This window comes from Kribbella sp. NBC_00709, assembly GCF_036226565.1.
Taxonomy (GTDB): Bacteria; Actinomycetota; Actinomycetes; order Propionibacteriales; family Kribbellaceae; genus Kribbella.
On the sequence record NZ_CP108996.1, the window covers coordinates 6,585,865 to 6,610,764 of the forward strand.

General features: G+C 69.4%; 30 protein-coding genes. 25 read left to right on the forward strand and 5 right to left on the reverse strand.

The window, feature by feature from the left end:
* Nucleotide 1: 1 nt before the first annotated feature.
* Nucleotides 2–1,282 (reverse strand): sensor histidine kinase, encoded by a 1,281-nt coding sequence (locus OHA18_RS32195; RefSeq protein WP_328999101.1) that lies wholly within the window; start codon nt 1,280–1,282, stop codon nt 2–4.
* A 373-nt stretch (nt 1,283–1,655) separates the two neighbouring features.
* Between OHA18_RS32195 and OHA18_RS32200 the strand changes: the two genes are divergently transcribed.
* The 13 genes from OHA18_RS32200 to OHA18_RS32260 all read left to right on the forward strand — a co-directional run bounded on the left by OHA18_RS32200 (nt 1,656) and on the right by OHA18_RS32260 (nt 12,831).
* On the forward strand, nt 1,656–2,678 hold the full coding sequence (locus OHA18_RS32200; protein WP_328999102.1) for an ABC transporter substrate-binding protein: 1,023 nt from the start codon (nt 1,656–1,658) through the stop codon (nt 2,676–2,678).
* A 14-nt stretch (nt 2,679–2,692) separates the two neighbouring features.
* The gene (locus OHA18_RS32205) at nt 2,693–3,490 is read left to right on the forward strand and encodes an ABC transporter ATP-binding protein (protein WP_328999103.1); all 798 of its coding nucleotides are present in this window, start codon (nt 2,693–2,695) and stop codon (nt 3,488–3,490) included.
* On the forward strand, nt 3,487–4,266 hold the full coding sequence (locus OHA18_RS32210) for an ABC transporter permease (RefSeq protein WP_328999104.1): 780 nt from the start codon (nt 3,487–3,489) through the stop codon (nt 4,264–4,266). Before OHA18_RS32205 ends, OHA18_RS32210 begins: the two co-directional genes overlap by 4 nt.
* 115 nt (nt 4,267–4,381) lie before the next feature.
* The gene (locus tag OHA18_RS32215) at nt 4,382–5,470 is read left to right on the forward strand and encodes an Ldh family oxidoreductase (protein WP_328999105.1); all 1,089 of its coding nucleotides are present in this window, start codon (nt 4,382–4,384) and stop codon (nt 5,468–5,470) included.
* Nucleotides 5,470–5,865, forward strand: a complete 396-nt coding sequence (locus OHA18_RS32220) for a RidA family protein (RefSeq protein ID WP_328999106.1) — start codon at nt 5,470–5,472, stop codon at nt 5,863–5,865. Before OHA18_RS32215 ends, OHA18_RS32220 begins: the two co-directional genes overlap by 1 nt.
* Before the next feature lie 40 nt (nt 5,866–5,905).
* Nucleotides 5,906–6,739 (forward strand): fumarylacetoacetate hydrolase family protein, encoded by an 834-nt coding sequence (locus OHA18_RS32225; protein ID WP_328999107.1) that lies wholly within the window; start codon nt 5,906–5,908, stop codon nt 6,737–6,739.
* On the forward strand, nt 6,736–7,434 hold the full coding sequence (locus tag OHA18_RS32230) for a GntR family transcriptional regulator (RefSeq protein ID WP_328999108.1): 699 nt from the start codon (nt 6,736–6,738) through the stop codon (nt 7,432–7,434). Before OHA18_RS32225 ends, OHA18_RS32230 begins: the two co-directional genes overlap by 4 nt.
* Nucleotides 7,431–8,153, forward strand: a complete 723-nt coding sequence (locus OHA18_RS32235) for an SDR family NAD(P)-dependent oxidoreductase (RefSeq protein WP_328999109.1) — start codon at nt 7,431–7,433, stop codon at nt 8,151–8,153. The genes OHA18_RS32230 and OHA18_RS32235 overlap by 4 nt, the downstream gene beginning before the upstream one ends.
* Before the next feature lie 16 nt (nt 8,154–8,169).
* A complete protein-coding gene (locus OHA18_RS32240; protein ID WP_328999110.1) occupies nt 8,170–9,726 on the forward strand; it encodes an FAD-dependent monooxygenase in 1,557 nt (518 codons plus the stop codon).
* A complete protein-coding gene (locus OHA18_RS32245; protein ID WP_328999111.1) occupies nt 9,723–10,115 on the forward strand; it encodes a cupin domain-containing protein in 393 nt (130 codons plus the stop codon). Before OHA18_RS32240 ends, OHA18_RS32245 begins: the two co-directional genes overlap by 4 nt.
* A 1-nt stretch (nt 10,116) precedes the next feature.
* On the forward strand, nt 10,117–11,016 hold the full coding sequence (locus tag OHA18_RS32250; protein WP_328999112.1) for an amidohydrolase family protein: 900 nt from the start codon (nt 10,117–10,119) through the stop codon (nt 11,014–11,016).
* Between the two features lie 61 nt (nt 11,017–11,077).
* On the forward strand, nt 11,078–12,022 hold the full coding sequence (locus OHA18_RS32255; RefSeq protein WP_328999113.1) for a zinc-binding alcohol dehydrogenase family protein: 945 nt from the start codon (nt 11,078–11,080) through the stop codon (nt 12,020–12,022).
* Nucleotides 12,023–12,138: 116 nt separating this feature from the next.
* Complete coding sequence (locus tag OHA18_RS32260; RefSeq protein ID WP_328999114.1) at nt 12,139–12,831, forward strand: GntR family transcriptional regulator; 693 nt, start codon at nt 12,139–12,141, stop codon at nt 12,829–12,831.
* Here the strand turns inward: OHA18_RS32260 and OHA18_RS32265 are convergent.
* The gene (locus OHA18_RS32265) at nt 12,794–13,540 is read right to left on the reverse strand and encodes a PIG-L family deacetylase (protein ID WP_328999115.1); all 747 of its coding nucleotides are present in this window, start codon (nt 13,538–13,540) and stop codon (nt 12,794–12,796) included. The genes OHA18_RS32260 and OHA18_RS32265 overlap by 38 nt on opposite strands.
* The gene (locus OHA18_RS32270; RefSeq protein WP_328999116.1) at nt 13,540–14,004 is read right to left on the reverse strand and encodes a PPOX class F420-dependent oxidoreductase; all 465 of its coding nucleotides are present in this window, start codon (nt 14,002–14,004) and stop codon (nt 13,540–13,542) included. The genes OHA18_RS32265 and OHA18_RS32270 overlap by 1 nt, the downstream gene beginning before the upstream one ends.
* An 87-nt stretch (nt 14,005–14,091) precedes the next feature.
* Here OHA18_RS32270 and OHA18_RS32275 point away from each other — a divergent pair, with 87 nt between their 5' ends.
* The 5 genes from OHA18_RS32275 (at nt 14,092) to OHA18_RS32295 (ending at nt 18,740) form a co-directional block, all read left to right on the forward strand.
* Nucleotides 14,092–14,916: a hypothetical protein gene (locus tag OHA18_RS32275; RefSeq protein WP_328999117.1), complete on the forward strand. Its 825-nt coding sequence runs from the start codon at nt 14,092–14,094 to the stop codon at nt 14,914–14,916.
* A complete protein-coding gene (locus OHA18_RS32280) occupies nt 14,916–16,520 on the forward strand; it encodes a DNA polymerase Y family protein (protein ID WP_328999118.1) in 1,605 nt (534 codons plus the stop codon). Before OHA18_RS32275 ends, OHA18_RS32280 begins: the two co-directional genes overlap by 1 nt.
* 163 nt (nt 16,521–16,683) lie before the next feature.
* Nucleotides 16,684–17,070 carry a VOC family protein gene (locus OHA18_RS32285; RefSeq protein ID WP_328999119.1) on the forward strand — a complete coding sequence of 129 codons (387 nt, stop codon included), beginning with the start codon at nt 16,684–16,686 and terminating at the stop codon, nt 17,068–17,070.
* Nucleotides 17,067–17,921 carry a hypothetical protein gene (locus OHA18_RS32290; protein ID WP_328999120.1) on the forward strand — a complete coding sequence of 285 codons (855 nt, stop codon included), beginning with the start codon at nt 17,067–17,069 and terminating at the stop codon, nt 17,919–17,921. Before OHA18_RS32285 ends, OHA18_RS32290 begins: the two co-directional genes overlap by 4 nt.
* Nucleotides 17,922–17,975: 54 nt before the next feature.
* The gene (locus tag OHA18_RS32295; RefSeq protein ID WP_328999121.1) at nt 17,976–18,740 is read left to right on the forward strand and encodes a class I SAM-dependent methyltransferase; all 765 of its coding nucleotides are present in this window, start codon (nt 17,976–17,978) and stop codon (nt 18,738–18,740) included.
* On the opposite strand, the gene OHA18_RS32300 is transcribed toward OHA18_RS32295, so the two are convergent.
* Together OHA18_RS32300 and OHA18_RS32305 are read right to left on the reverse strand one after the other, a co-directional pair.
* Entirely contained in the window at nt 18,715–19,911 is a 1,197-nt protein-coding gene (locus tag OHA18_RS32300; protein WP_328999122.1) for an RNA polymerase sigma factor, read from the reverse strand. The two genes, OHA18_RS32295 and OHA18_RS32300, sit on opposite strands and share 26 nt — an antisense overlap.
* A complete protein-coding gene (locus tag OHA18_RS32305) occupies nt 19,908–20,276 on the reverse strand; it encodes a YciI family protein (protein WP_328999123.1) in 369 nt (122 codons plus the stop codon). The genes OHA18_RS32300 and OHA18_RS32305 overlap by 4 nt, the downstream gene beginning before the upstream one ends.
* 198 nt (nt 20,277–20,474) lie before the next feature.
* Between OHA18_RS32305 and OHA18_RS32310 the strand changes: the two genes are divergently transcribed.
* The 7 genes from OHA18_RS32310 to ftsR all read left to right on the forward strand — a co-directional run bounded on the left by OHA18_RS32310 (nt 20,475) and on the right by ftsR (nt 24,859).
* Nucleotides 20,475–21,071 (forward strand): CDP-alcohol phosphatidyltransferase family protein, encoded by a 597-nt coding sequence (locus OHA18_RS32310; RefSeq protein WP_328999124.1) that lies wholly within the window; start codon nt 20,475–20,477, stop codon nt 21,069–21,071.
* Between the two features lie 4 nt (nt 21,072–21,075).
* Entirely contained in the window at nt 21,076–21,924 is an 849-nt protein-coding gene (locus OHA18_RS32315; protein ID WP_328999125.1) for a DUF881 domain-containing protein, read from the forward strand.
* Nucleotides 21,921–22,253 (forward strand): small basic family protein, encoded by a 333-nt coding sequence (locus OHA18_RS32320; protein ID WP_130379362.1) that lies wholly within the window; start codon nt 21,921–21,923, stop codon nt 22,251–22,253. Before OHA18_RS32315 ends, OHA18_RS32320 begins: the two co-directional genes overlap by 4 nt.
* A gap of 3 nt (nt 22,254–22,256) precedes the next feature.
* Nucleotides 22,257–23,066: a DUF881 domain-containing protein gene (locus OHA18_RS32325; RefSeq protein WP_328999126.1), complete on the forward strand. Its 810-nt coding sequence runs from the start codon at nt 22,257–22,259 to the stop codon at nt 23,064–23,066.
* Nucleotides 23,067–23,096: 30 nt separating this feature from the next.
* Nucleotides 23,097–23,480 carry a glycine cleavage system protein GcvH gene (gcvH, locus tag OHA18_RS32330; protein ID WP_328999127.1) on the forward strand — a complete coding sequence of 128 codons (384 nt, stop codon included), beginning with the start codon at nt 23,097–23,099 and terminating at the stop codon, nt 23,478–23,480.
* 127 nt (nt 23,481–23,607) lie between these two features.
* Nucleotides 23,608–24,144, forward strand: coding sequence for an FHA domain-containing protein (locus OHA18_RS32335; protein WP_328999128.1), 537 nt, complete (start codon nt 23,608–23,610; stop codon nt 24,142–24,144).
* Nucleotides 24,131–24,859: a transcriptional regulator FtsR gene (ftsR, locus tag OHA18_RS32340; protein WP_328999129.1), complete on the forward strand. Its 729-nt coding sequence runs from the start codon at nt 24,131–24,133 to the stop codon at nt 24,857–24,859. Before OHA18_RS32335 ends, ftsR begins: the two co-directional genes overlap by 14 nt.
* Nucleotides 24,860–24,900: the final 41 nt, after the last annotated feature.

The window sequence follows — 24,900 nt, forward strand, 5'->3', positions numbered from 1 at the left end:
GTCATCCCTTCGTCATACTGACCGGCAACCGGACTGCGAGGCGCCACAGCGGTACGTCGTCCGCGGTGAAGGGGCCGGCGTCCACGGTGCCGCGCAGTACGGCGACTCTTTCACGGATCCCGGCCAGGCCACGGCCGCCGCCGGAGTGGTCCGACTTGCCGGCGATCTGGTTGGTGACGGTGAGCCGGAGCCCGGAGGTGTCCAGCCGGATCGACAGCTCCACGGCCAGCTCGCCGGCTGGGCGTCCGGCGTGCCGGATCGCGTTGGTCAGGCCTTCCTGGACGATCCGGTACGCCTCCCGGGAGACCGCGGCCGGCAGCTGGTCCAGATCGCCGGACCGCTCGACCTCGATCGTGATCCCGCCGGCTCGGGTCGCCTCGACCAACCGGTCCAGCCCGCCGAGCGTCGCCTGCGGCGTGGTCCCGGAGCCCGGGCGACGGTCATCGCGGAGCAGGCCGAGCACGTGGTCGAGATCAGCCAGGGCCGCCCGGGCGGACGTCTCCATCGCGGCCAGTGCGGTCTCGGCGAAGTCGGGGTCGCTCGACAGCACCCGGCGCGCGGCCGCGGCCTGGATGGTGACGAGGCTGAGCGCGTGCCCGACGCTGTCGTGCAGCTCGCGGGCAAGACGGTTGCGCTCGGCAAGCGTCGCGGTCTGCTGCTCGAGCAGCTCGATCCGTTCCGCCGCGGTCGGGCCGAGGACACGTGGCGCGAGGTACGCGAGCAGCGCGCCGACGGCCGCCGAGAGCAGGAACAGTCCGGCGAGACCGCCGATCGCGGCCGCCGGCATCCACAGATCGGTCCAGTCGCCGCGGATGTCGTACGACAGGCCGGGCACGATCTCGCGAGAGCCGGCCGAGCGGAACGGCGCCGCCAGCCAGATCGCGCCGACGCCGAACACGATCGTGCTGAGGATCCCGACCACTCCGCCGGCCAGCAGATGCAGGCAGAACCAGGCCGCGGTACGCCGGCGCTGCGGCCAGGTCCGCGCCGGTCCGAGCGGCCGCTCGTCGAACCGCACCGCCAGCAGCGACTCGACCGCAATGCCCTCCACCTCGCGGACCGCCGGCAGCAGGCCGAGCACGACCGGCGGCACCAGCCCGATCAGCACCCAGACGATGCCGGTGGCAACTTTCGGCAGGCCGAGGTCGGCGGCCACCGCGCCGAGCGCGCTGTCCACCAGGATGAACGCCAGCACCAGTGCCGCGCCGAGCAGCAGGTACACCCAGCGCAGGTACGTCGACGTACGCCACAGGCTCCCGATCGCGCGCGCTACTGCTTTCACTGACCCATCGTGTCAAAGCCGGGGGAGCGTCACCTCCCTCCCCGGAGTGAGTGCGGGGAAACCCCTGCGTCCGGCACCCGGAAGTGGAATGCCTCACCAAGAAGTTGAGGGTTTACGCAAATTTGACGCTGCACGGACCGGTTCTGCCCTCGCGGGCGTCGCGATCTGCTGCTCGGACAGGTACGGTCTGTGGTCGGGGCGGGTGCCTGCCCGACTACGGACAGGTATGGGGAACGGCTCCAGGACGGGTGGCCAGCATGCTCTGCGAGGACCCGGAACGGTGGACGTTAAGTCCCCGTGAAGACCCCGCGGGCCGATTGACCACCCTTCCATATTTGATGTTTGATCAAATATCGGGACGAGAGAGGTCGATATGAGGTTGAGGCGTTCCGTCATCGCGCTGATGGCGGTCCTGGGGCTCGCCCTGGTCAGTGCGTGCAATGGTGACGACAGCGGTGGCAAGCAGGCCGACAACGGGCTGCAGAAGGTCAACTACCTGACGTCGTTCAACACCTTCGGCCGCGAGGCGTACGCGTACGTCGCGCTGGACAAGGGGTACTTCAAGGACGCCGGCTTCGACGTCAAGATCACCCCGGGCACCGGCACCGTCGACGTGATGAAGCTGGTGGCCGGCGGTCAGGCCGACTACGGCATCGGCGACTTCACCGGGCTCGTGATCACCCTCGGCAAGCAGAAGCTGCCGGTCACCACGGTCGGCATGATCCACCAGAAGTCGCTGGCCGCGATCATGTCGCTCAAGGGCTACGGCATCGAGAAGCCGCAGGACTTGGTCGGCAAGACGATCGCCGACCAGCCGGGATCCACCAACACGGTGATGTTCCCGGTCTACGCCAAGGCGGTGCACATCGACCCGAAGTCGGTGACCTTCCTGCCGTCGCCGCCGCCGGCCCTGCCGAAGCTGCTCGCCTCGGGCAAGGTCAAGGGCATCGGCCAGTTCGTGGTCGGCCAGCCGCTGATCCAGAAGGCCGACCCGCAGCACCGCGAGCCGGTCACCCTGGCGTACGGCGACGTGCTGCCGGAGCTGTACGGCAACGCGATCATCACCCGGTCGGACCTGGCCAAGGACCACCCGGACCAGGTGAAGAAGTTCACCGCCGCGCTGCTCAAGGGCCTGCAGGACACCGTCGACGACCCGGCCGGGTCCGCCGCGATCCTGAAGAAGTACATCCCGGACACGGACCTCGCGGTGGCCACCGCCGAGCTGAACATCATGAAGAACTACACGAAGCCGGCGAACTTCAAGGGTCCGCTCGGCGACGTCGACGTGGAACGGGTCAAGACGATCATCTCCCTGCTGGAGCAGTCCAACGCGATCCAGAAGGGTGCCGTCACCCCGGACGACGTCGTCACGATGAGCCTGGCTCCGAAGAGCTAGGTGTCTGACCACCGATGATTCGCCTGGACGGCGTGGGGCAGGTCTTCGACGGACGCGAGGGCCGGGTGACGGCCCTCGAGGAGATCGACCTGCACGTCCGCGGCGGTGAGTTCGTCACGCTGATCGGCCGGTCCGGATGTGGCAAGTCCACTCTGCTCCGGCTGATCGCGGGACTGTTGCCTCCGACATCCGGTTCGGTCCAGGTGGCGGGTGAACCCGTCACCGGACCGCGCCGGGATGTCTCCTTCATGTTCCAGCGGCCCGCGCTGCTGCCGTGGCGTTCGGTGCTGTCCAACGTGATGCTCCCGGTGGAGATCGACAAGAGCAGCGATCGCAGCCGGGCGGCGTACCGCGACCGGGCTCACGAGCTGCTCGAGCTGGTCGGTCTGCACGGGTTCGAACGGCGGCTGCCGCACGAGCTGTCCGGCGGCATGCAGCAGCGGGTGTCACTGTGCCGGTCGCTGATCCGCGACCCGCAGGTGATGCTGATGGACGAGCCGTTCTCCGCGCTCGACGCGCTGACCCGGACCGAGCTGTCCGAGGAGCTGCAGCGGATCAAGATGGAGCTGGCCACCACGATCGTGTTCGTCACCCATTCCATCGAGGAGGCCGTCGTGCTGGCCGACCGCGTCGTGGTCCTGACGCCGCGGCCGGGCCGGATGCGCGAGGTCGTCGACATCGACATTCCGCGGCCGCGCAGCCTGGCCCAGAACGCGTACGTCACCGAGGTCGCGACGATCAGCTCCCGGTTGCACGCGCTGCTGTCCGAGAAGGCCGACGTACGTCCGGCCGACGAGGTGAGGCCGCGATGAGCAGGCGCCCCTGGCTGACTACGTCTCCGGCTGCTGCCGTCGTACTCCCGATCATCGGGCTGGCGGCGACGATCGCGCTGTGGTGGGGCGCGACGGCCGTGTTCTCGATCCAGTCGTACCTGCTGCCGACGCCGTGGGAAGTGGTGGTCAAGTTCTTCGACCAGCCGGGTGTGCTGCTGTCGGAGACCGGGACGTCGCTGCTGGAGACGATCGAGGGCTTCCTGCTCGCGATCGTGATCGGGGTGCCGATCGCCCTGCTGATCGTCCGCTCGGTGGTCCTCGAGCGACTGGTCTACCCGCTGCTGCTGATGGTGAACTCGATCCCGAAGGTCGCGATCGCCCCGCTGCTGGTGGTGTGGATGGGCTTCGGCCAGTGGCCGAAGGTCGTGATGGTGCTGCTGATGTGCTTCTTCCCGATCGTCATCTCGACCGCGCAGGGGATGAAGTCGACGCCGACCGAGCTGGTCGAGCTGATGCGGTCGCTGAACGCGACCCGGGCGCAGGAGTTCTTCAAGCTCCGGCTGAAGTACGCGATGCCGCAGATCTTCACCGGGCTCAAGGTGGCGATCTCGCTCGCGGTGATCGGTGCGGTGATCTCGGAGTTCGTTGGTGCCACCAAGGGACTCGGGTACGTGATCCAGCAGTCCGGCGCGAGCGCGGACACCACCCTGGCGTTCGCGGCGATCGTGCTCCTCAGCCTGATGAGCATCGTCTTGTTCTACGGCTTGGTGCTACTCGAGCACGTGCTGCTGCCCTGGGCCCGGGAGAAGCGGTGACTGTATCAATGCCACGCCTCCGGCGCGGCGGGTCATCGGGCTTCGTCTCCCGTCCTTCCCTCGTCGCTCCGGTCGCTCCGGTCGCTCCACTCCTCAGTCCAGGACGGGAGGCCCGATGACCGCTCAAGCCTCCGACGCGGACCGGCGGGTACTGGTCCGGCCGGACTGGCTGCAGGCGACTGTGTCGGGTGTCTTCACGGCGCTCGGGTTCGACCCGGAGGACGCGGACAAGATCGCCGCGGCGCTGGTCGAGGCGGACCTTCGTGGTGTCAGCTCGCACGGCGTGATGCTGGTCCCGATGTACGTCGAACGCCTGAACGCCGGCGGAGTGACCCGCGAACGCGAGCTCGACATCCTGTACGACGCCGGCGCCGCGATGGTCGCGGACGCCCGCGGCGGAATGGGGCAACTGTCCAGTCCGCAGGCGATGGGGCACGCGATCGAGCGCGCCGGCCGGTACGGGATCGGACTGGTCTCGGTCCGCAACGCGCACCATTTCGGCGCGGCCAGCCGCTGGGCCATGCAGGCCGGCCAGGCGGGGTGTATCGGTATCGCAATGTCGAACACCACCCCGCTGATGCCGGCCCCCGGCGGCGCCGAGCGGATCGTCGGCAACAACCCGCTGGCGATCGCGGTGCCGACGAAGGCCGGCGTGGAGATCGTGCTGGACATGGCCCTGTCCGCGGTTGCCCTGGGCAAGATTCGGCTGGCGGCCTCGGCCGGGCGGCCGATTCCCGACACCTGGGCGACCGATCCGTCGGGCACGCCGACGACGGACGCGGACGAGGCCGTGCTCGGCATGCTGCTGCCGGCCGCCGGTCACAAGGGCTTCGGGCTGGCGTTGATGATCGACGTGCTCACCGGTGTACTGAGCGGCGGCGGGTGGGGCGACCAGGTCCGCCCGCTGTACCGGGAGCCGGACCGTCCGAACGACTGCGCGCATCTGTTCCTGGCGATCGACCCGGAGTTGATGGGCGGCGTGGAGAGTTTCCGCCTGCGCTCGTCCGGACTGGCCGCGCGGGTCCGCGGGAGCGCGACGGCTCCGGGCGTGAACCGGCTGCACCTGCCGGGGGAGATCGAGGCCGAGCGTGCGGCGCACCAGCGCCGGCACGGTGTGCTGATCGAGCGGTCGGGACTGGACGGGCTGCTGGCGGCGGCGCGCGCGGTCGGTGCCGTCGTACCGGCGGGAGGGGTGTTGAGCTGATGGGGAAGACACAGGTTTCGACGGCGGCGCTGCGCAGCCCGAACGGGGTGTTCTCGCAGGCCACGACGATCGAGGCGACCGGGCGGCTGGTGTTCGTCTCCGGGATGACCGCCCGGCAGCCGGACGGCGGGATCGCCGGGGTCGGGGACGTCCGGGAACAGACCAGGCAGGTGTGCGAGAACGTGAAGGCGGCGGTCGAGGCGGCCGGCGGGACACTCGCGGACGTCTGCCGGGTGGATGTGTACGTGCGCAACATGGAGGACTTCGCCAAGATCCACGAGGTCCGCGCGCAGTACTTCACCGAGCCGCTGCCGGCCTCGACCATGGTCGAGGTCAGCAAGCTCGCACATCCCGACTACCTGATCGAGATCAACGCGATCGCCGTGATCGCATGACCGGGGGTGAGTCCTGTGCGTGGCGTCGAGTGGACCTGAGATGAAGTACGTGATGGTGGAGTACGGCGGGCAGGAACGACCCGGCGTACTCGACGGGGAGTCAATCCTGTTGCTGTCGGCAACCGACTTGACCGGGGTGATCGCCGGCCCGGCGGACGTGGTCGGCAAGATCCCTTATGACGAGGGGATCCTGCGGGCGCCGTTGCGACGGTTCCGGCGGGACATTCTCTGCACCGGGTGGAACTACTGGGACCACTTCGAGGAGAGCAAGGGCAAGCGTGAGGGTCAGGACGTCGACCGGCCCGAGCACCCGACGTTCTTCACCAAGGGCCCGGACGTGGTGATCGGTCCGTACGACGACATCGCGTGGGACCCGGCCATCTCCGCCAAGTGGGATTACGAGGCCGAGGTGGCGCTGGTGATCGGCAAGACCGGGAAGAACATCGCCGTCGCTGACGCGCTCGACCACGTCTGGGGCTACACCCTGGCGAACGACGTGTCGCAGCGGGACCTGCAGCGTGCGCACGGCGGACAGTGGCTGAAGGGCAAGAGCATCGACAACACCATGCCGCTGGGCCCGTGGATCGTGACCGCCGACGAGGTGGGCGACCCGCAGGACATTCACCTGCAGTGCTTGGTGAACGACGAGGTCCGTCAGGACGCGTCCACGCGGCAGATGGCGTTCGACGTGGCCACACTGATCAGTGAGCTGTCGTTCGGTATGACGCTGCGCCCGGGCGACCTGCTGCTGACCGGTACACCGGCCGGCATCGGCAATGCTCGTGAGCCGCAGGTGTTCCTCCAGGACGGCGACGTGGTCGTCACCCGCTCCGACAAACTCGGTGCCCTACGCAACAGAGTGGTCCGGGCATGAGCGGGCCGCTGGAGCTGCTGCCGGGTGCCGGCAAGGGCGGACGTCGTACCCTCGCCGAGCACGCGGCCGCCGAGCTGCACCAACTGATCCTGTCCGGCGAGCTGCCGAGCGGTACGCCGCTGCGGCTCGTGGAGCTGGCCAGTCGGCTCGAGATGAGCCAGATGCCGGTGCGGGAAGGACTGCGTCGGCTGGAGGCGCTCGGGCTGGTCGAGATCATCCCGCACCGCGGCGCATGGGTCCGTGACCTGTCGTTGTCCGATCTGCGCGACACACACGAGACCCGGCTGGCTCTGGAGAGTCTCGCAGTACGGGCGGCTGCGGCGCGGTTCACCGACGACGATCTGACGAAGGCGGCGGCCGCACTGGCCGAGCATCTGCGTCTGTCGCGGGCGGAGGACTCCGCAGGTGCCCGTGAGGCCCATGCGGACTTCCACTTCGCGATCTATCGGGCGAGCGGTTCGCAGTGGTTGCCGCGTGCCATCGAGCCGGTCTGGCAGAACAGCGAGCGCTACCGGTTCGGGAGCCGGCCGACGGCGTTCCTGATCGAGAAGAGCCGGCAGGAACATCAGGCGATCCTGGACGCGTGCGTCGCGCAGGACCCGGACGCGGCCGAGCTGGCGTTGCGCAGCCACCTGGCCGGTGCGTTCCAGCGGATCACCGAGACGATGACGTCGAAGCAGAAGGAGACGCCATGAAGGCGAGCTTCGATGCGACCGGTGAGGTCGTGGTGATCACAGGTGGCGCACAGGGCATCGGTGCGGCCCTCGCCGGTGCGGTCAATGCCGTCGGTGGTACTGCGGTCGTCTTCGACGTCACGCAGCCGCCTGAGGGCGTCGAGTACGTCGAGGTGGACGTAGCGGACCGGTCCGCGATCCAGGCAGCCGTTGCTGGTGTGCTGGAGCGGTACGGGCGGATCGACGGTCTGGTCGCCGGTGCGGCCGTGCAGCCGCGTTCGACGGTGCTGGAGATGGATGCGGCCGAGTGGACTCGCACCCTGCAGGTGAACCTCGACGGTGTGGTCTGGACTTGCCAGGCCGTCGTACCGCACATGGTGGCGCGGCAGTCCGGTTCGGTGGTCGTGTTCACGTCGGGGATGGCGTCGACCGGGCACGCGGGCGCGGCGGCGTACACGGCGAGCAAGGCGGCGCTGGTGGCGTTCGCGAAGTCGCTGGCGGTGGAGGTGGCCGGCGACCGGGTCCGCGTGAACGTGGTCGCGCCGGGCGTTATCGACACCGAACAGTTCCGTACTGCGAACCTCGGTGCGGACCGGGAGCACTGGCACGACACCATAGGTATCGGCGAGTCCGACGACGTGGTCGGGCCGCTGCTGTTCCTGCTGTCCGACGCGGCCGCGATGACCGGGTCGGTGCTGACCCGGGAACGTGCCTTTGCCAAGCTCACAAGCTTCATCTAGCTGCCCGGAGTAACGAGTGAACCAACTGCCTGTCGCCGTGGTGGGTGCCGGACCGATCGGTCTGACCACCGCGCTCGGTCTCGCGCACTACGGCATCCCGTACGTGCTGCTGGAAGAGGACGCCGTCCTGTCGTCCGACACCAAGGCCGGCACGACGCTGAGCCGGACGCTGGAGATCTGGAACCGGTACGGCGCGGTTGACCGCATCCTCGGGGCCGCACTGCGCATCGACGAGATCGGCGACATCGACCGCGCGACGAACACCCCGCGCGCCTCGGTGCAGCTGGCCGAGCTGGCGCACGACACCCAGTTCCCGTTCGTCATCAACCTGCCGCAGCAGAAGATGGAGCCGCTGCTGGCGGCCGCATTGCCGGAGCCCGTGCTGACGCAGCGCCGGCTGACCTCGTTCGAGGTCCTCGACGATCGCGTCGTACTGCAGCTGGAGACACCGGACGGTCCACAGGAGCTGGAAGCGTCGTACCTGCTGGCGTGTGACGGTGGGCGTTCGCGGATCCGCGATGCGCTCGGGGTGAAGGTGGTGGGGGAGACCCTGCCGGAGCGATACATGCTGATCGACGTCGTGGTCGACCTGGACGTCAACAACGCCAGGGACTATCCGTACCTCGCGTACTTCGCGGACAAGTCCGAGTGGATGGTGCTGATCCGGCAGCCCGACAACTGGCGGTTCCTGTTCCCGCTGGCCGCGGGAGCCGACACGCCGGGCGACGAGGACCTGCTGGTGAAGGTGAAGCAGTTCATCGGCGAGGTGGACCGGATCGAGCTGCTGGGCTCGGTCGTCTACAACGTGCATCACCGGGTCGCCGAGCAGTGGACCAAGGATCGCAAGGTCTTCCTGATGGGCGATGCGGCCCACCTGATCACGCCGATGTGGGCGCTCGGTCTGAACACCGGTGCGCTGGACGCTTCCAACCTGCCGTGGCGGCTGGCGTGGGTACTGCGTGGCTGGGCCGACCCGTCGTTGCTGGACGGGTACGAGCAGGAGCAGCGTCCGGTCGCGATCGAGGGCTCCGGCGAGATGGCCGAGGCCGCGCGGAAGTACATGTCGTTCCAGCGTGGTGCTGTCACCGAGGGCACGAGCGACTGGGCGACGGCGTACACGCGGACCCTGCTCAGCGTGCGACTGGACGTGGACGGCTCCGGTGACTGGTCGATGGTGGCCACCTCGGCCGCACCGCCTGCGGTGCGTGCAGGTGACCGGGCACCGGACCTGGTGCTGCAGAGCCCGACCGGTCGCCTGACGATCCACGACCTGTGCCGGGACTCGTTCGTTGCCCTGTACTTCACTGACGTCCGCCGGCGCCCAGAGATCCCGGTGAACGGATCGCCCGCGCTGCAGCACTACGCGGTCTCCCGGTGGGACGCGCCGCACGACTCCGGTCTGCGCGACCGTGCGCTGTTCGACCCCGGCAGCGTTGCCACCAAGCGGTACGGCGTACCGCCGGAGAGCGTAGTTCTGATCCGTCCGGACGGACATGTAGCCGCTGTGGCTCCGATGGGTACCGGTATTGCCGAGGAGCTCTATACCCGCATCACTGGGCGGGAGGTGCCATGACCGGCTTTGACGTGCCGCTGCGGGAGATCCTGCTGCAGACGGACGACCTGGAGTGGGTGGAGAAGTCGCTGGACGGCTTGTCCCACAAGATGCTGTGGCGGGACCCGGAGACCGAGGCCTCGATCGCCCTGGTGCGTTTCGAGCAGGGCTCGGGTATTCCGTCCGAGCACAAGCACGCGTCGAACCAATTCATGTTCTGTCTGTCCGGCCGGTACGTGTACCTGCCGACCGGAACGACGCTGACCAAGGGCAGCTTCTACTGGAACCCCAAGGGCGTGGTGCACGGGCCGACGCGGGCCGAGGAGACCTCCGTGCTGCTGGAGGTGTACGACGGGCCGCACTACCCGGAGCGGCCGGACTTCTACGACAACGACGAGGACGCCCGCTGACATGGCCGGTTGGGACGTCCACACCCACCTGATCCCGCCGACCGTGCTGTCGGCGGCGCACCGGGGTGAGTTCGGCCTGTCCATCCACAGCGGTTCGCTGGTGGTCGACGGACAGCGACTGCCGTTGAGGCGGCTCGCAGACCCGGCCGCACTGCTGCACTGGGTCGCCGAGCAGTCGTTGGACGGCGCAGTGGTCTCCGTTCCACCTCCTCTGTTCCGGTACGACGCCGGCATCGAGTGGGCCGAGCTGGTGAACCAGGGGCTCCGGGAGCTCGCTACACCCCAGTTGCGCGTCCTGGCTCATCTGCCGCTGCTGGACCCGGCCGCGCCGTCGGTGGCTGCCGGTCTGGCCGGTGAGGGCGTCTTCAGCGGGTTCGCACTGGGTACGCCGAGCTACGCCGGGCTGGATCCGGTCTGGCGGGTGCTGGACGCAGTGGATGCGTTCACGCTGATTCACCCCGGCAACAGTGACGACAAGCGGCTTGACTCGTTTTACCTGTCGAACCTGTTGGGGAATCCGTACGAGACCGGAGTGGCCGCGGCTTCGCTGGTCTTCGCGGACGTGCCGGGCCGCTTCCCGGGGATCCGGTTCTGCTTGTGCCATGGGGGTGGTGTGACGGCGGCTGTTGCGGGGCGGTGGCAGCGCGGGATCGACACGGACCGGCCCGGGATCGAGCCGGTGTCGTTGCCGGTGATCGAGGCGCTGCGTCGCTTCTACGTCGACGATCTGGTGCACGACGACGCCGTACTGGAACTGCTGAACGAGACGTTCGGGCCCGAGCGGGTGCTGGCCGGGAGTGACTGGCCGTTCCCGATGGGTAGCGACGGGGTGTCTGCCGCGCGATCGGCGACGGTCGAGGCGCTGACCCGGCCGCTGGCCAAGGAGGTCGCCGCGTGGTGAGACGAGTGTTCGGTCTGGTCGAGGTTGTGATCAGATATCAAATCGTGAACGGGGATCAGGCGTGAGTACACGGGGGACTGTCTTTCACAGTCACGGTCCGGGTGAGCAGCTGAAGGCCGAAGAGGTCGAGCTGACTACCGGCCCGGGGGAGACGTTGGTGGAGATGCGGCTGGCTGCCGTGACACCACAGGACCGGTCGACGCTGGCCGGCAAGCAGCCGTCGGTGCCGTTCGTGCCGGGCTCCGAGGGAGCCGGGGTGGTCATCAGCTCAGATGCGTTCGAGGCCGGCACCGCTGTGGTCGTCCGCGGCGACGGTGTCGGCGTGACGAGGCCAGGCGTGTGGGGTCAGTACGCCGTCGTGCCGGACTCCGCCGTACATCGGCTGCCGTCGTCGCTGGAGCCTGGAGCAGCACTGGCGTTGCTGACGCAGGCGTTGACGGCGCACACCGCAGTACGACGTGTGGCCGGCGTACTGACCGGCGAGACCGTGGTGGTCACCGGGGTGAACGGTCTGCTCGGGCGGATGTGCGCCGCGATCGCACGGTCGGCCGGTGCGGCTCGGGTGATCGGTCTGGTGGCGATGGAGGCGTCTGCCGATGCCGCGACTTCTCTGGTGGACCAGATCGTCCGCGTCGACGGGCTGGGGCAGGTCGGTCGAGAGCTGCCGTGGTGTGACGCGGCGATCGACACCATGGGTGGTCCGGTGACCGGTGGGGTGCTGGGGCACATCGCTCCGGGCGGGCGGATCGCCGTACTGGGCTACAAGGCCGGTGAGTTCACCACGATCGATCTGCACCAGCTGATCGGCCGCGACCTGCGGGTGCTGCCGGTGAACCTGCAACGGACCGCGCTGACACCGGATGCAGTCGGTCAGGCACTCGCCGACATCGCACCGGCGTCCTGGCGAGCGGAGTACGACGTGGTGCCCGCGGACCGGGTCGGTGAGGCCCTGGATCGGCAAGCGGGGCGGGTGTTGCTGGATCTGACCGCATTGCGGTTGGCCTAGACCACTTGTGTTTGTTGGGGTTCGAGCTGAGCAATCCGTCGTCGGAGGCCCTCAGAAACCCGACTGGCGGCTACGGTACCTCCAGAGCTGAATAGGAGAGAGGCAGTCCGCTACTGATGATCCGACGACTCGAGCTCACGCCTGGGGGGCCGACCGGCCGTCGTACGCTCGCCGAGGAAGCTGCCGCTGAGCTGCACGAACTCATCCTGTCCGGCGAGCTTCCCAGCGGTACGGCGCTGCGGCTCGAGGAACTCGCCAAACGGCTCGACATGAGCCAGATGCCGATCCGGGAAGGGCTGCGCCGGATGGCCGCGCTCGGACTGGTCGAGATCGTCCCGCACAAGGGTGCCTGGGTCCGTGAGCTGTCGATGGAGGACCTGCGCGACACCCACGCGACCCGGTTGGCGCTGGAATCCCTCGCCGTCCGTGCGGCCGCGACGCAGTTCTCCGACTCGGACGCGTCGACCGCGCGGGATGCGCTGGCCGAGCATGTCCGGTTGTCGAAGCTGGGCGACAACATCGCGTCCCGGCAGGCGCACACCGAGTTCCACTTCGCCATCTACCGGGCCGGCGGTTCGCGGTGGCTGCCACGGGCGATCGAGCCGGTCTGGCAGAACAGCGAGCGCTACCGGTTCGGCTCCCGGCAGACCAAGGCCCGCATCGAGCAGACCCGGCGGGAACACCAGGCGATCCTCGACGCGTGTGTGGCGCACGACGAGCAGGGCGCGGAGGCCGCGCTGCGCGAGCACCTGGAAGGCGCCATGCAGCGCATCACCGAGACGATGGAGCGTCGCTCGGCCAAGCCGTGAGCTCTTCGAACCGGTCCTGCTGCCAGCCCGTTGCGTCGAAGACCGCCCGGAGCAACAGTCCGTCGCTGCTCGCCCGGTGCACCCCGATGAGTTCTTCGAGCGGTTTGCTGCCCAGACCGTCGTAGTACTCGTCCAAAGCCTGCCGTCTGCGCTGCTCGGACGCTCCACTGAACTCCTCGAGCGGTGTGCTGTCCTCGCATCCTGTGACGTGTCCTGATCCGATCTGCTGACCTGGTGCGAACTGTTGGACCAGCTGCTGACCCGCAAGGACATCCTGCGCTCTGACGCGGGCACCCAACGCGCGGCAGTGGACGTGCTGGAGTGCTCGCTGGACCGCTTGCGAGACGGCGATGTGGTCCGGGTGACCTGTGAGTCCGTCACTGCCCACAGTGAGGATGAGCTCCGGCTCGATGGCGCGGACCGCCTTCTCAACCTCTTCGGCTACATCGGCCGGCTTTGCCGCCGCCAGTGTCCGCGGGCCGTTGCGGCCGCCGTCGTCGATCCACCGATCCTCCGCGCCGAGCCAGCCCCACTCGTCGATCCCGAGCAATGCACAGGACGCGGTCAGGTGGTCGGCTGCTCCGTGCATTCCGGCGGTGGCGACACGGAGTACGACGTGCCAGCCCTGCTCGTTCAGCACAGCGGTGGCGGCGCCGGTGGCGAACACCTCGTCGTCCGGGTGCGCGTGGACGACCAGCGCCGTACGCATCAGTCAGCGAGGCGGGCCGGGAAGCCGCCGGTCGCGATCGGGCTCCAGCGCTCGGGGGTGATGCGGATCAGGCACTTGCCCTGCTTCACCATCGCCTCGCGGTACTCGTCCCAGTCCGGGTGCTCACCGGAGATCGCACGGTAGTAGTCGACCAGCGGCTCCACCGCGTCCGGCAGCTCGATCACCTCACCGCTACCGTCCACCTGCACCCAGGCGCCGTTCCACTCGTCCGACAGCACGAGCACGCCGGCCTTGCCGGACCGTTTCACGTTGGTGCTCTTGGCCCGCTCCGGGTACGACGAGATGACGATCCGGCCCTCACCGTCCACACCACCCGACACAGGCGAGGCCTGCGCCGTACCGTCTGCCCGGTAGGCGATCAGCAGCATGTGATGACGAGGCCGCACAAACTCCAGCAGCCCCTCGAGATCGACCTTGGTGTTGGTAGCAATAGTCCTCGGCATGCCCTCCACCCTATGTGTCTGGCTGCTGGTTCGAGACCTGTGGACGACCACATTGACATGTTCGAACAGGTGTTCGAACATGGATGCATGGCGGGGAGCAAGGCAGCGGCGAGCCGGGTCACGGCGCTCGATCAGGCACGCCTGCTGCTGGCCCAGGTCAAAGCCCGGAAGGCTCCCGAGGAGGACGCGGACGAGGGGGTCCGGCTGGCTCCGGTTGCGGGGCGGGTGCCGTCGGTTGCGCGGGTGCAGCAGGCGCTGGACACGGCGGGGGTGGATCGGGAGCTGCCGACGCATCCGGCGGTGAGCGAGTTGCTGGCGGGGGCGAGCCTGCGCGGCGGCTCGGTGTATTCCGTGCGTGGCAGTGCCGCCCTGGTGATGGCGCTGATGGCCGGACCGTCCGCGGAGGGCGCCTGGTGTGGAGTCGTCGGGATGCCGTCGTTCGGCGCCGAGGCGGCGCGCGCTCTCGGGGTCGACCTGGAGCGGCTCGTGCTGGTCCCGGACCCCGGCCGCGACTGGCTCAATGTCGTCGCCGCGCTGGTGGATGCACTGACCGTGGTGGTCGTCAGGCCGCCGGGTGAGGTGACACCGGGGGAGGCGTCCCGGCTCGCCGCCCGGCTCCGGACCCGCGGCGCGATGCTGATCGCGTCCGGTTCCTGGCCAGGCAGTGAGGCCCGGTTCGAGATCGAGAGCAACGCCTGGACCGGCCTCGGCGACGGTGAGGGTCTGCTCACCGCTCGCCGGGCCACGGTCGCGGTGACCGGTCGGCGGGCCGCCGTGCGCGCTCGTCGTCATGAGCTCTGGCTTCCCGCTCCCGACGGCGCCATCCGGTCCGTCGAGCCGGTCGGGACCACTCGCGAGGAAGCTCCCCGCTGGCAGGAAGAGTGGGCGGACGAGATCGGCGCGGTGGGCTGATGGCGGGCCGTGGTCTCACCCGCACGATGGTGATCTGGGTGCCCGACTGGCCGGTGACGGCGGCCGCGGTGGCGACCGGGCGGTCGCCGGACGAGCCGATCGTCGTGCTGGAGAAGGGGAAGGTGCTCGCCACCTCCGCCGCCGCGCGGGCCGAAGGGGTGCGGCGCGGCCAGCGGGCCCGGGACGCGCAGTCGCGGTGCCCGGAGCTGGTCGTGCTGAAGTACGACCCGGTGATCGACGCGCGGGCGTTCGACCCGGTGATCGCGTGCCTGGAGGCGATCACGCCGGGTGTGCAGGTGATCCGCCCGGGCATGTGCGCGTTGAAGGCGCGCGGTCCGGCCCGGTTCTACGGCGGCGAGCAGGCGGCGGCGGAGAAGCTGCTCGACCGGCTGGAGACGTTCGACGTGCCGGGCAGCCGGGTCGGGATCGCCGACGGTCCGTTCGCCGCGGAGCAGGCGGCGCGGACGAGCTCCGCGCGGACCAGGGTGCAGGTGGTGCCGCCGGGCGGATCACCGGAGTTCCTCGCGCCGTTGTCGGTCGACCTGCTCGAGCAGCCGGAGCTCACGGACCTGCTGCGCCGGCTGGGGTTGCGGTCGCTGGGTGCGTTCGCCCAGCTGTCCGGGACCGAGGTGCTGACCCGGTTCGGCCCCGGCGGCGCCTTCGCCCATCGGCTGGCCGGCGGGTCCGACGATCGCCCGGTGACCGGCCGGGAGGTCCCGCCGGAGCTGATCCGCGCGCTCGACTTCGAGCCGTCCGTGGACCGGGTCGACCAGGTCGCGTTCGCGGTCCGGGTGATCGCCGACGAGCTGATCGCCCGGCTGACCGAGCTCGGCCTGGTGTGTACGACGCTGCGGATCGAGGTCGGCACCGAGTCCGGGCGGATCCACGAGCGGGAGTGGCTGCATCCGCGCTGGTTCACCGCGGCGGACGTGGTGGACCGGGTGCGTTGGCAGCTGCAGGGGAGCGGCACGGCGACCAGCGAGCTGACGTCATCCGTGGTCCGGATCCGGTTGGTCCCGGACCAGGTGGATCCGGTCGGTGCGCATGTCGACGGCTTGTGGGGCGGCGGGGCGGACGAGCGGATCCACCGGGCGTTGTCGCGGGTGCAGAGCATGCTCGGTCACGGCGCGGTCGTGTCGGTGGTGATCGGTGGCGGGCGAGGGTTCGCGGAGCGGCAGACGCTGATCCCGTGGGGCGATCCGCCGGTGCCGGCGCGATCTCCGGACCAGCCGTGGCCCGGAGCGATCACCGGGGCGAAGCAATGGCCGACGCCGGCGCCGACCACGATCTTCCCGGAGCCGATCCCCGCGAAGGTGTTCGCCGCGGACGGCGCCCAGGTGTCGGTCAGCGCCCGCGGTGAGCTGTCCGGCGCCCCGGCCGCGTTCTCCCTGCTACCCGCCAGCGGGCCGGGTGTTCAAGTTGCCGACAGCAACAAAATCCATCCGATCACCGCCTGGGCCGGCCCCTGGCTCAGCACCGAACGCTGGTGGGACCCCAGCACCGAGACCCGCCAGGCCCGCTTCCAGTTCCAGACCGCCGACACCCGCGCCTGGCTCTTCACCCTCCACCAAACCACCTGGCAGGCCCAAGCCACCTACGACTGACCTGCGCCTCCTTGGTGGAGGGTTTCCAGCACCTCACTGGAGGGTTTCTTGCGCTATCCCCGCAAAACCCACCTAAGACCGCGGGCATCCATGAGGGTGCGCAGTTTCGGGTGCGTTCCGGACGAGGACCTTCCGGAACCGCGCAGACGTTAAGTTGGTCCGCATGCACCGCAGCCGAGTGTCCACGTTCCTGATCGACGTACGGCGGGACGAGGTGGACGACGCGGCGACGTTCTGGTCCGCCGCGCTCGGCGTGCGGACGTCGTCACCGGACGGCGAGCCGCAGTTCATCAGCCTGCACGACGCGATCCCGGGGTACGTCACTGCGATCCAGTCCGTCGACGACGAGCCGCGGTACCACGTCGACATCGAGACCGACGACGTCGCCGCAGAGGTCACCCGCCTGACCGAACTCGGCGCAGTGGAGATCGCCGACTGGCAGGGCTGCCACACGTTGCGCGCGCCCGGCGGCCACTTGTTCTGCGTCATCCCGGTCCACAGCGACCCGGCGTACTTCGAGCAGCACGCAACCGTTTGGGGGAGTGAATGAGCGTGACAGTGCGGGACATGGTGCCCGCGTTTCTCGGCTTCTGGATGAGCAAGGAGAGGTCCTGGGACGAGTACGTCGGGAAGCACCCGGAGGTCTTCAACGATCTGACCAGATCAGGCCGGACGTTGCAGGAAGCGCATCGGGAGAAGGCGTTCGCGGCGTACGAGCAGTTCGCGGACCGGATCCGTGCCAACGCGCCGCACGCCACCCGGTGGATCGAGCAGGCCGCCGATCGCGTCGTACCGCTGCTCGACGCCGCCCACCTCGACATCGACGGCGTCGCGATGGTCGGGCTCGCCACCTCGAACGGCTGGGTCGCCGACGGCACGCTGTACCTCGCGGTCGAGCTGATCCCGGACGAACGCGCCGCCGAGATCCTCGCCGCCCACGAGATCGCGCACGCGCTGCAGGCGCCGCTTCCCGAGCAGCCGTGGCCGGACGACGGTCCGCTCGGCCAGGACATCTACAGCGAAGGCTTCGCCACCGCACTCACGGCCGAACTGTTCCCGCAGTACACCCTCGCCGAGCACCTCTGGTTCGGCCCCGGGTACGACGACTGGCTCGCCGACTGCCGACGCCAGGAGGCGGCCGCCCGCGCCGCGATCCTCGCCAACCTCGACTCCGAGGACGCCGACGTCAGCCGGCGCTTCCTCACGCTCAGCGGCGAGTCCGAGCTCCCGCAGCGCATCGGGTACTACGTGGGCACCAGGCTGATCCAGGACCTCCGCCGCGAGCACTCGTGGCCCGACCTGGCCCGCTGGTCCACCGCCCGGGCCATGCAGGAGCTCCGTACTTGGCTGACCGACAACGACAACGACAACGACCCTGTCGACGCCGGAGTTCCGCGCTAGGCCGGCAGCAGAATCGGCCGTCGGAGGCGCGTTGCCGGGGCTAGGCTCCGAGCCATGACTGAGCTTGCGGCGACGTTCCACCAGGAGGCAGTAGCGGAGGCCTATCAGCATCGGCCGCCGTACCCGGACGAGGTGTTCGACCGGCTCGTGGCGCTGATCGCCGACGAGCCGCGGCGGGTGCTCGACATCGGTGCCGGCGAGGGTGCGATCGCCCGGCCGCTCGCGCCGCGGGTCGAGCAGGTCGATGCGATCGACTTCTCCCAGTCGATGGTCGACGCCGGCAGGCAGCGGCCCGGCGGCGATCACCCGAACATCAGCTGGCAGGTCAGTGCGATCGAGACCGCCGAGCTCGACGGTCCGTACGCGCTGGTGACGGCCGGCGCGAGCATCCACTGGATGCCGTGGGAGGAGACGTTCGCGCGGATCGTGCCGCACCTGACCCCGAACTCCCAGCTCGTCGTCATCGAGCACGGCCCCGTCGACATGCCGTGGTGGGACGACGCGGTACAGGCCATCCAGCGGCACTCGCGCAAGAAGAACCACGACCCGAAGTACAGCGTGGTCGAGGCGATCCGGGACCGCGGCCTGCTCGATCTCACCGGTACGGCGCGGACGGCGCCCGTCACCTATCGCCAGAAGGTCGTCGACTACGTCGAGGGGTTCCACTCGACCTCCAGCCTGGCACGGGATCTGATGACGCCGGAGGAGGCCGCCGACTTCGACGCGACCGTCGAGGAAGCGGTCCGGCCGTACGCGAAGGACGGCGTACTGGAGCTGAAGATCGAGGCCGAGCTCAGCTGGGGTCGACCGCGAGCTTAGAAGCACGCGCCTGCAGGTAGCGCTGCTCGGGAAGACTCTGGGTAAGCCGCGCGGCGAGCTCGTAGGCCTGCCGCGCGGCAACCTCGTCGCCGGACAGCTCCAGCAGGTGAGCGCGCACCGCGGCCAATCGGTGGTGCTCCTGCAACGCAGCGTCCACGTCGTCGAGCAAGGCCAGCCCCGCGGCCGGGCCGTGCACCATGGCGACCGCGACGATCCGGTTCAGCGTCACCATCGGACCCGGCGCGGTCGACTCGAGGAGTTCGTACAGCATCAGGATCTCGCGCCAGTCGGTGTCCTCGGCCCGCGCGGACGAGTCGTGGACCGCGGCGATCGCTGCCTGCAGTTGATACAGCCCGACCGGCGCCGCCTGCAACGTGGCCGTGATCAACTCGGTGCCCTCGGCAATCGCCTTGGCGTCCCACAGCGTCCGGTCCTGCTCCGGCAACGGCACCAACGCCCCGTCCGCCGTCGTCCGGGCCGGCCGCCGCGCATCCGTCAGCAACATCAACGCCAGCAGCCCGGCCACCTCACCCTCCGCCGGCAGCTGCACCCGCAACTGCCGGGTCAGCCGGATCGCCTCCGTGCTCAGCTCGACCCGGTGCAGCGACGTACCGGACGACGCCGTGTAGCCCTCGTTGAAGATCAGATACAGCACATGCAGTACGGCGGCCAGCCGCTCCGGCTGCTCCGCGGCCGGCGGCATCGCGAACCGGGCACCCTGGAGCTTCGCCTTCGCCCGGCTGATCCGCTGGCCGATCGTTGCCTCCGGCACCAGAAACGCCCGGGCGATCTCGCCGGTGGTCAGGCCGCCGACCGCGCGCAGCGTCAGCGCGACCTGGGACTGCGACGTGAGCGCCGGGTGGCAGCACAGCATCAGCAACGTCAGCGAGTCGTCGACCGACGACGCGGGCTCCGGATCCGGCGCGACCGCGACCGCCTCCTCCCGGCGCGTGCGGGCCGCCTCGTTCCGCAGTACTTCGATGCGCCGCCGGGACGCGACCGTGATCAGCCAGCCGCGCGGATTCGCCGGAACACCCTCACCAGGCCACTGCAGCGACGCGGCGAGCAGAGCCTCCTGTACGGCGTCCTCGCACGCGTCGAAGTCGCCGTACCGCCGGACGAGCGCGGCCAGCACCTGCGGCGCCTGCTCCCGCAGCAGCTCCTCGATCACTTGAACGCACCGAGATCGCGGACCGGCCGGACCTCCACGACGCTGAACGGAGCCTCCGGGATCTGCGCGACGATCTCCACCGCACGGTCCATCGAGTCGCAGTCCAGCAGGTAGAACCCGGCCAGCTGCTCCTTCACCTCGGCGAACGGCCCGTCCGTCGTCATCGGCTTCCCGTCCCGGACCAGCACCTGCTTGGTCAGCCCCGGGTCGTCCAGCGACTCCGACGCGACCAGCTCCCCGCGGGCCTCGAGCGCCTCGTGCAGGCCGGCGTACCCGGCCATGCCTTCCTTCTTCTGCTCGTCGGACAGCGAGTCCCACACCGCTCGCGATTCGGGGTTTCCGTAGATCAGCACCAGGAACTTCATGATCAGCCCTCCCGCTCCAAGGATCACTCTCGGGTATCGATCGGGTCACCGCTTCGCACCACCCATAGCGGACCACGGGCCGACGCGTTCTGGTATCAGGGGAAAGTCGGGGCATGCCCCGGCATGGCCGCCCGTAAACCTGTCGGGGCACCCCAGTAGAGTTACGACGGGTATCAGGGTGAGAGAGGGAGGGGTCGCGTGCCGGACTTGGAAGTGTCCGACCGGGTTTGGACGATCCCGAACGCGCTCAGCTTCCTCCGATTGCTGGGTGTGCCGCTCTTCCTGTGGCTGGTGCTCGGTCCCAAGGAGGACGGCTGGGCGCTGCTGGTGCTCGCGATCTCCGGGTTCACCGACTGGGCGGACGGCCAGATCGCCCGCCGGATGAACCAGACCAGCCGGCTCGGCCAGATGCTCGACCCGGTCGCCGACCGGCTGTACATCTTCGCGACCGTCGTCGGCCTCGCGTTGCGCGACATCATCCCGTGGTGGCTGGCGATCGCGCTGCCGCTGCGGGACGTGCTGCTGACGCTGACCCTGCCGGCGCTGCACCGCCGCGGCTTCAACGCGCTGCCGGTGCACTTCCTCGGCAAGTCCGCCACGTTCTGCCTGCTGTACGCGTTCCCGCTGCTCCTGCTCGGCGACGGCGACACCACCCTCAACCTGCTCGCCCGCGTCTTCGGCTGGGCGTTCGCGATCTGGGGGACCGGGCTGTACTACTGGGCCGGCGCGCTGTACTTCGCCCAGCTGCGGCACCTCGTCCAGACCGTGAAGCCGATCAAGGACGCGGCCGGGTAGACCCGTGACACAGCAAGCCCCCCAACAGACGACGCAGAAGCCGCGCCGCGTCGACGCGTCGATGTCGCTGCTGAACAACCTGATGGCGCACCCGATCGACGAGGGGTACGCCGTTGCCGCCCGGACCCGGCCGAAGGACGGCGGCAAGGCCTTCCGGTCCCGGCACCGGGTGATGCTGGTGGCGGCCACGCTCGTGCTCGGGTTCCTGCTCGCGATCGCCGCCTCGCAGAACTACCGCGGCGCGCCCGAGGCCGAGAAGCAGCGCAACGAGCTGATCGACCGCATCAACCAGGCCGACAGCCGGCTGACCGGCCTGCGCAACCACCAGTCCCAGCTCGCCGACGAGGTGCGCCGGTTGCAGGCCAGCGGACTGAGCAACGACAGCACCGGCGCCGCACTGCAGCAGAAGCTCGACGACCTCGAGCTGCAGACCGGGGCGATCTCGGTCACCGGTCCCGGGCTCAAGGCGGTCATCGACGACGCCAAGAACGCCGACGCCAAAGAGGGCCGGCTGCTCGACGTCGACCTGCAGCAGCTGGTCAACGGCCTGTGGACGTCCGGTGCGGAGGCGATCTCGGTGAACGGTCACCGGATCACCTCGCTGACCGCGATCCGCGGCGCGGGCAGCGCGATCACGGTCGACTACAGCTCGCTGACCCCGCCGTACACGGTGCTCGCAGTCGGGGACACCGCGACCATGCCGGCCCGGTTCGCGCAGAGCTCGGGTGGCCAGTGGGTGCAATACCTGGTCAGCAACTTCGATGTCCGGATGACGATCACGACGGAGGACTCCTTGCTGGTGCCGGCCGATGCGACCATCGCGTTGCGCTACGCGAAAGTGGGATCGAGATGATCGCCGTACTCGGACTGGTGATCGGTGTCGTGGTCGGTCTGCTGGTCGCGCCCGACGTGCCGGACTGGGCCCAGCCCTACCTGCCGATCGCGGTCGTGGCCGCGCTCGACGCGGTGTTCGGCGCGCTCCGGGCGTTCCTGGACGGGATCTTCGACGACAAGGTGTTCGTCGTGTCCTTCGTCTCCAACGTGCTGATCGCGGCCCTGATCGTCTACCTGGGTGACCAGCTCGGCGTCGGCTCGCAGCTGTCCACCGGTGTGGTGGTCGTGCTCGGCATCCGGATCTTCACCAACATGGCCGCCATCCGGCGCCACATCTTCCGGGCCTGATCGATGGCAGACGACAAACCCACCGAGAAGGTCGAGCCGCCGCAGCCGGCGACGCCGACCCCGATGCCGAAGCCGAAGACGCCCAACCTGGCGTTGCGGCGGCTCAAGGCCGGGTTCAAGCCGTCCCGCGGGCAGGCCATCGTCGCCGTCGTACTGGCGCTGGTCGCCTGCGTGGCCGTGGTCCAGGTGCGGGTGAACCGGGCCGACGACGGCTACCAGAACGCCCGCCGCGAGGACCTGATCGCGATCCTGGACGGCCTCGGCCAGAACACCCGCCGGCTGGAGAGCGAGATCGCCGATCTGGAGGAGCGGAAGAACTCGCTGTCCTCGAGCGCGGACAAGGCGCAGACCGCCCGCGAGCAGGCCGAGGCCCAGGTCCGCACCCTCGGCATCCTGGCCGGTACGCTGCCCGCGACAGGTCCTGGTGTGCGGATCACGCTCAACGACCCGCAGGCCAAGATGACCTCGAGCAACCTGCTGGACGCGATCGAGGAATTGCGTGACGCCGGTGCCGAGGCGATCCAGATCAACGGGTTGGTCCGCGTGGTCGCCAGTACCGACTTCGTGGACGACGCCCCGGGGATCCGGGTCGACGGTCAGAAGGTCAACTCGCCGTACGTGATCGAGGCGATCGGGGAGTCGCACAACCTGGCCGAGGCGGCCAACTTCCCCGGCGGCCTGGTCAGCGAGGTGACCGGTCCGCAGGTCGGCGGAACGGCCGAGGTGACCGAGCTGACGACCGTCGCCGTGTCCGCCTTGCACGCGCCGGAGGAGCATCGTTACGCTCGCCCGGCGCCCAGCCCGACCAAGTAGTTTCTGTCCTTGAGGGAAAGAGGAACGAAGGTGTACCCCGAAGACCTGAAGTACACGGCCGAGCACGAGTGGCTGAAGGCCGGTAGCGACGGACCGGTGCGGGTCGGCATCACCGACTTCGCGCAGGACCAGCTCGGCGACATCGTGTACGTGCAGCTGCCCGAGGTCGGCAGCACGGTGCGGGCCGGCGACGCCTGTGGGGAGCTGGAGTCGACCAAGAGCGTGAGCGACCTGTTCGCCCCGGTGAACGGCACCGTGACCGCGGTGAACGAGGCCCTCGCGGACCAGCCGGACCTGGTGAACAGCGACCCGTACGGCGAGGGCTGGCTGCTCGACATCGAGGTCGAGGACGCGGCCGAGGTGGCGGCGCTGATGGACGCCGATGCCTATCAGGGACAGCTCGACCCGAGCTGATAGGTTTTGGGACCTCAACTGCCGGTCGAGGGTTGAGGTCCCCTCATCTTGTTCCGCAACGTCACACTGTTCATACGGGGTCTATCGAAAACGTCGCCGGACCACCGGCGATCGGGAGGATCACAGCATGCCGTTCTGCAACCAGTGCGGGCACGAGAACTCCGAGGGCAGCAGGTTCTGCTCGCAGTGCGGAGCGATGCTGCCTGGCGCGGATCGCCCGGCGGCAGCCCCGGCGACCCCTCTGCCGACGCCGGGGGTCACCGACACCGCGATGCTGACTCCGATCGGCGCCGAGCCGGAGACGGAGCAGACCGGTGAGCCGCTGTCGGCCGACGACGAGGCCGCCGTCGGCGCGCTGCCGGCCGGATCCGCCCTGCTGATCGTCCAGCGCGGTCCCAACGCGGGCAGCCGCTTCCTGCTCGACGTCGACGTGGTCACCGCGGGCCGGCACCCGGACAGCGACATCTTCCTCGACGACGTGACCGTGTCCCGCCGGCACGCGGAGTTCCGCCGCGACGGGTACGGCGTGAAGGTCCGCGACGTCGGCAGCCTGAACGGCACGTACGTCAACCGCGACCGGATCGACGAGGTCCAGCTGAACAACGGCGACGAGGTTCAGATCGGCAAGTACCGGCTGGTGTACTACGCCAGTGGCCAGGCCTGATCCCAGCGCCGCCGATCGCACGGCCCCGGATCGCACCGCCGGAGGGCCGGCGGACGGTCGCGGCATCGGGGCGGTGCTGCAGCTGCTGCAGGCCGAGTTCGCCGACGTCACGATCTCCAAGATCCGGTTCCTCGAGGCCGAGGGGCTGGTGACACCGGCCCGGACGGCGTCGGGGTACCGGAAGTTCAGTGCCGCCGACGTCGAGCGGCTGCGGTACGTGCTGACCGCGCAACGCGACCAGTACCGGCCGCTGAAGGTGATCAAGGAGCATCTCGGGGCGATCGACCGCGGCCTGCGTCCGGCCGCCGCGGGTCCACCGGTCGCGCCGAGCTCGTTGCCGCAGACCCCCGGTCAGCCGGTCGCGGACGACTTCGGTGCCTCGGGCACCGAGCTGCGGCTGACCCGGGACGAGCTGCGGACCGCTGCCGGCGTACCGGCCGCGCTGCTCGACGAACTGGAGAGCCACGGCCTGGTGGTGGCCAGCGGCAACCACTACGGCGGCGACGCGATCGTGATCGCCCAGGTCGCCGCGGAGCTGGCCGGGTACGGACTCGAGCCGCGGCACCTGCGCGCGTTCCGTACGGCGGCCGATCGGGAGGTCGGCCTGATCGAGCAGGTCACCGGCCCGCGCCGGACCGAACAGACCGGCGAACTGGCCGCGCTCACCGTCCGCCTGCACACCGCCCTGGTCCGTTCCCGCCTACCACGTCCGTAGCGACCCCGTCGGCCACCTCGGGGCTTCCCTGCGGAGTAGGC

Coding starts and splice junctions, on each gene's coding strand:
- OHA18_RS32200 (WP_328999102.1), top strand. CDS start 1,656: ATGAGGTTGAGGCGTTCCGTCATCGCGCTGATGGCGGTCCTGGGGCTC.
- OHA18_RS32205 (WP_328999103.1), top strand. CDS start 2,693: ATGATTCGCCTGGACGGCGTGGGGCAGGTCTTCGACGGACGCGAGGGC.
- OHA18_RS32210 (WP_328999104.1), top strand. CDS start 3,487: ATGAGCAGGCGCCCCTGGCTGACTACGTCTCCGGCTGCTGCCGTCGTA.
- OHA18_RS32215 (WP_328999105.1), top strand. CDS start 4,382: ATGACCGCTCAAGCCTCCGACGCGGACCGGCGGGTACTGGTCCGGCCG.
- OHA18_RS32220 (WP_328999106.1), top strand. CDS start 5,470: ATGGGGAAGACACAGGTTTCGACGGCGGCGCTGCGCAGCCCGAACGGG.
- OHA18_RS32225 (WP_328999107.1), top strand. CDS start 5,906: ATGAAGTACGTGATGGTGGAGTACGGCGGGCAGGAACGACCCGGCGTA.
- OHA18_RS32230 (WP_328999108.1), top strand. CDS start 6,736: ATGAGCGGGCCGCTGGAGCTGCTGCCGGGTGCCGGCAAGGGCGGACGT.
- OHA18_RS32235 (WP_328999109.1), top strand. CDS start 7,431: ATGAAGGCGAGCTTCGATGCGACCGGTGAGGTCGTGGTGATCACAGGT.
- OHA18_RS32245 (WP_328999111.1), top strand. CDS start 9,723: ATGACCGGCTTTGACGTGCCGCTGCGGGAGATCCTGCTGCAGACGGAC.
- OHA18_RS32250 (WP_328999112.1), top strand. CDS start 10,117: ATGGCCGGTTGGGACGTCCACACCCACCTGATCCCGCCGACCGTGCTG.
- OHA18_RS32260 (WP_328999114.1), top strand. CDS start 12,139: ATGATCCGACGACTCGAGCTCACGCCTGGGGGGCCGACCGGCCGTCGT.
- OHA18_RS32265 (WP_328999115.1), bottom strand. CDS start 13,540: ATGCGTACGGCGCTGGTCGTCCACGCGCACCCGGACGACGAGGTGTTC.
- OHA18_RS32270 (WP_328999116.1), bottom strand. CDS start 14,004: ATGCCGAGGACTATTGCTACCAACACCAAGGTCGATCTCGAGGGGCTG.
- OHA18_RS32275 (WP_328999117.1), top strand. CDS start 14,092: ATGGCGGGGAGCAAGGCAGCGGCGAGCCGGGTCACGGCGCTCGATCAG.
- OHA18_RS32280 (WP_328999118.1), top strand. CDS start 14,916: ATGGCGGGCCGTGGTCTCACCCGCACGATGGTGATCTGGGTGCCCGAC.
- OHA18_RS32285 (WP_328999119.1), top strand. CDS start 16,684: ATGCACCGCAGCCGAGTGTCCACGTTCCTGATCGACGTACGGCGGGAC.
- OHA18_RS32290 (WP_328999120.1), top strand. CDS start 17,067: ATGAGCGTGACAGTGCGGGACATGGTGCCCGCGTTTCTCGGCTTCTGG.
- OHA18_RS32295 (WP_328999121.1), top strand. CDS start 17,976: ATGACTGAGCTTGCGGCGACGTTCCACCAGGAGGCAGTAGCGGAGGCC.
- OHA18_RS32305 (WP_328999123.1), bottom strand. CDS start 20,276: ATGAAGTTCCTGGTGCTGATCTACGGAAACCCCGAATCGCGAGCGGTG.
- OHA18_RS32320 (WP_130379362.1), top strand. CDS start 21,921: ATGATCGCCGTACTCGGACTGGTGATCGGTGTCGTGGTCGGTCTGCTG.
- OHA18_RS32325 (WP_328999126.1), top strand. CDS start 22,257: ATGGCAGACGACAAACCCACCGAGAAGGTCGAGCCGCCGCAGCCGGCG.
- OHA18_RS32335 (WP_328999128.1), top strand. CDS start 23,608: ATGCCGTTCTGCAACCAGTGCGGGCACGAGAACTCCGAGGGCAGCAGG.